Here is a 3,079-nt window from a genome sequence, read left to right as displayed (position 1 = left end):
CATCAATCATATTCTTTTTAGCCTTTTCAATTCCTTTTCTAATAGCTTCAGGCACCTCATTTGCCTTGCCCATACCGATTCCTACCTTTCCAGCCTTATCACCCACAACAACAAGGGCACTAAAACTAAAGCGCCTCCCTCCTTTTACAACCTTGGCAACTCTATTTATTTTAATAATCTTATCAACTAATTCTGGAGTTTGAGTCTCATTATTATTGTTTTCCAAATTTTCCTCCTCAATCGATCAAAATTGTATCCCTTTTTCTCTTATTGAATCTGCCATTGATTTGATTCTTCCATGAAATTGGCATCCATTTCTGTCAAAGACTACTTTTGTTATCTTTTTTTGCAAGGCTTCCTCAGCGATTATCTCTCCTAATAACTTGGCAGCCTTGATATTTCCTCCTGTCTTCATCTTCTCCTTAAATTTCTTGCTAAGGCTTGATGATGAAACTAAGACATGTCCTTCTGAATCATCTATAATCTGGGCATAGATATGTTTTAGACTTTTAAAGACAGTTAATCTGGGTCTATCTTTTGTCCCTTTAACTTTACTTCTAATTCTTTTCTTTCTTACTAATCTTTTTATAACTTTTTCATTGAGAGCCATGCTAATCTTCCTTAATTAACTGGTCTTGCCAACCTTTCTTTTTATTCTTTCGTTTAAATATTTAACTCCCTTACCCTTATAAGGCTCTATTTTTCTAAAACTTCTTATCTCTGCAGCAACTCTTCCTACAAGTTCCTTATCAATCCCCTTTACTGTCAAACGATTTTTATCAACTTCAAAGCTTATTCCTTCGGGAATTCTATAATTTATTGGATTTGAGTAGCCCAGAGATAAAACAAGGTTATTCCCTTGAACCGCTGCCCTATATCCTATACCGCTAATTTCTAACTCCTTTTGAAATCCCTCTACAACGCCTACCAACATATTATTTATAAGAGTCCTCGTTAATCCATGTAGGGACTTATCAAAACTCGAGTCTGAAGATCTTTCTAGAATAATCTTATTATCTTCTTTTAAAATCTTTATCTTTTTATGGACGAGAAAATTTAAAGTACCTTTAGACCCTTTGACACTTATTTTCTCTCCTTCAATGGTTACGTCTACATCGGAAGGAATTTCTATAGGTAGTTTACCTATCCTTGACATTTTTATCTTTCCCTGTTTAATTAAGTGAAAAATATTTCACAGAAGATCTTTACCATATATAGCAAAGGACTTCGCCGCCAGCGTTGAGCTTTCTGCACTCTTTATCAGTTAGTACACCCTTATTAGTTGATAAAATTGCAATCCCCAGTCCGTTGAGAACTTTAGGAATTTCTTTGCTCGTCACATACACTCTTCTTCCAGGCTTGCTAATTTTTTTTAAGCCTTGGAGAATACACTCTTTATTTTTATCATGATAGATTAATTCAATCCTCAAGACACCCTTTTTACTATCATTTATAACGCTATAATCCTTTATATACCCTTCCCCTCTAAGGATATTGGCTATCTTTTCTTTTAATTTTGAAGGAGGAATATTCACAATATCCAGCTTAGCAATAGAGGCATTTCTTATCCTTGTTAACATATCTGCCACCGAATCTGTCATAGACATTTTTTTCTCCAAATGCTTTGTATTTAAATTACCAGCTAGCCTTGATTACACCAGGAATTTCACCCTTCAAAGCTAACTCTCTAAAACATATCCTGCACATCTCAAATTTTCGCAAGTATGCCCTTGGTCTTCCACAGATTTTACATCTGTTATATTTACGAACATCAAATTTAGGTTTTCTGTTAGCTTTCGCTATAAGACATTTCTTCGCCACTCAAATACCCTCAATTTTTTCTAATTTCTAAAAGGAATCCCTAAAAATCTTAAAAGTGCCTTTCCTTCCTCATCTGTTTTAGCTGTAGTAACGATAACAATACCCATTCCTTGAATTTTATTTATTTTGTCATAATTAATCTCAGGGAATATGATTTGTTCTCTAATCCCCAAAGAATAGTTGCCTCTTCCATCAAATCCCTTATCTGACACTCCTTTAAAATCCCTTATCCTAGGTAAGGCTATATTAACAAGGCGATCAAAGAATTCATACATTCTCTCTTTTCTGAGCGTCGCTTTACAGCCGATTTGCATCCCTGCCCTTAATTTAAAATTAGAAATAGATTTTTTTGCTTTTGTTATCACAGGTCTTTGTCCTGTTATACTCATCATTTCCTCCACAGCATGATCAAGAACTTTTGCATCCTGAACCGCCTCACCTAATCCCATATTTACCACTATCTTTTCTAGCTTGGGTACCTGCATAACATTCTTATAACTGAACTCCTTCATAAGCCCAGAGATGATCTTTTCTTTATATATTTCTTTTAACCGTGCCACAACTACTCCTTAAAAAATTATACCTTATCTAACTCCTCACCACATTTCTTACAAACCCTCACCCTTTCCCCACTTTCAAGGATTTTGCATCCAACTCTTACACCTCTATTACATTTACTACAAATCAGCAATACATTAGAGATATGGAATTTCCCCTCTCTTTCTACAATTCCCCCCTGCTTGGTCTTTTGGCTAGGGCGGGTATGTCTTTTTATCATATTTATCTTTTCCACAATTAAACGCTGTTCTTTGGGAAAAACTAATAATACTTTGCCTTTTTTACCCTTTTCTTTTCCAGCAATTACCTCTATATTGTCATTTTTTTTAATTTTGAGTTTCATTTCTTATCATACTTTCTCTATCTATAAGAAATATCCATTAAAGAACCTCAGGAGCAAGAGAGATAATCTTAATAAATTTTTTTGCCCTTAACTCTCTTGCAACTGGACCAAAGATTCGTGTTCCCATCGGTTCTTTTAGTTCATTTATCAATACAGCAGAATTTTTATCAAATTTAATGTAGGAACCATCCATTCTTTTTTGCTCTTTTGAAGTCCTTACCACTACTGCACGTTTAACATCCCCTTTTTTTACAGGACTGTTAGGAAGCGCTTCTTTAATACTTACAACAATGATATCACCTAATTTAGCATATCTCTTTCTCGTGCCACCCAAGACCTTGATACACATGGCTTTTC

The 3,079-nt window shown here is 34.7% G+C and carries 8 protein-coding genes; all 8 read right to left on the bottom strand.

What is annotated here, in order from left to right; translation table 11 throughout:
- Positions 1–226, bottom strand: a 226-nt coding sequence (gene rpsE / locus VMW81_09495) for a 30S ribosomal protein S5 (protein HUU51171.1), incomplete at its 3' end; no start/stop codon positions are given.
- Positions 227–244: 18 nt separating this feature from the next.
- Positions 245–616: a 50S ribosomal protein L18 gene (gene rplR / locus VMW81_09490; protein HUU51170.1), complete on the bottom strand. Its 372-nt coding sequence runs from the start codon at positions 614–616 to the stop codon at positions 245–247.
- 9 nt (positions 617–625) lie between these two features.
- Entirely contained in the window at positions 626–1,156 is a 531-nt protein-coding gene (gene rplF, locus VMW81_09485) for a 50S ribosomal protein L6 (GenBank protein HUU51169.1), read from the bottom strand.
- A gap of 49 nt (positions 1,157–1,205) precedes the next feature.
- Entirely contained in the window at positions 1,206–1,607 is a 402-nt protein-coding gene (gene rpsH / locus VMW81_09480) for a 30S ribosomal protein S8 (protein HUU51168.1), read from the bottom strand.
- A 28-nt stretch (positions 1,608–1,635) separates the two neighbouring features.
- Positions 1,636–1,821 carry a type Z 30S ribosomal protein S14 gene (locus VMW81_09475; GenBank protein HUU51167.1) on the bottom strand — a complete coding sequence of 62 codons (186 nt, stop codon included), beginning with the start codon at positions 1,819–1,821 and terminating at the stop codon, positions 1,636–1,638.
- Positions 1,822–1,841: 20 nt separating this feature from the next.
- Positions 1,842–2,381: a 50S ribosomal protein L5 gene (rplE, locus tag VMW81_09470; protein ID HUU51166.1), complete on the bottom strand. Its 540-nt coding sequence runs from the start codon at positions 2,379–2,381 to the stop codon at positions 1,842–1,844.
- A 17-nt stretch (positions 2,382–2,398) separates the two neighbouring features.
- Positions 2,399–2,722 (bottom strand): 50S ribosomal protein L24, encoded by a 324-nt coding sequence (gene rplX, locus VMW81_09465; protein HUU51165.1) that lies wholly within the window; start codon positions 2,720–2,722, stop codon positions 2,399–2,401.
- A gap of 37 nt (positions 2,723–2,759) precedes the next feature.
- Positions 2,760–3,071 (bottom strand): 50S ribosomal protein L14, encoded by a 312-nt coding sequence (gene rplN / locus VMW81_09460; protein ID HUU51164.1) that lies wholly within the window; start codon positions 3,069–3,071, stop codon positions 2,760–2,762.
- Between the last annotated feature and the right edge of the window lie 8 nt (positions 3,072–3,079).

The organism is Nitrospinota bacterium (assembly GCA_035528715.1).
In the GTDB taxonomy this organism is placed as follows: Bacteria; JADFOP01; JADFOP01; order DATKYB01; family DATKYB01; genus DATKYB01.
Note: the sequence above shows the minus strand (reverse complement) of the source record. Positions and strands in the feature narration are given on the sequence as shown.

Bases quoted from the DNA above. Each gene is read 5' to 3' on its own strand.
- rplX (HUU51165.1), bottom strand. From the start codon at position 2,722: ATGAAACTCAAAATTAAAAAAAATGACAATATAGAGGTAATTGCTGGA.
- rplF (HUU51169.1), bottom strand. From the start codon at position 1,156: ATGTCAAGGATAGGTAAACTACCTATAGAAATTCCTTCCGATGTAGAC.
- rpsH (HUU51168.1), bottom strand. From the start codon at position 1,607: ATGTCTATGACAGATTCGGTGGCAGATATGTTAACAAGGATAAGAAAT.
- rplN (HUU51164.1), bottom strand. From the start codon at position 3,071: ATGTGTATCAAGGTCTTGGGTGGCACGAGAAAGAGATATGCTAAATTA.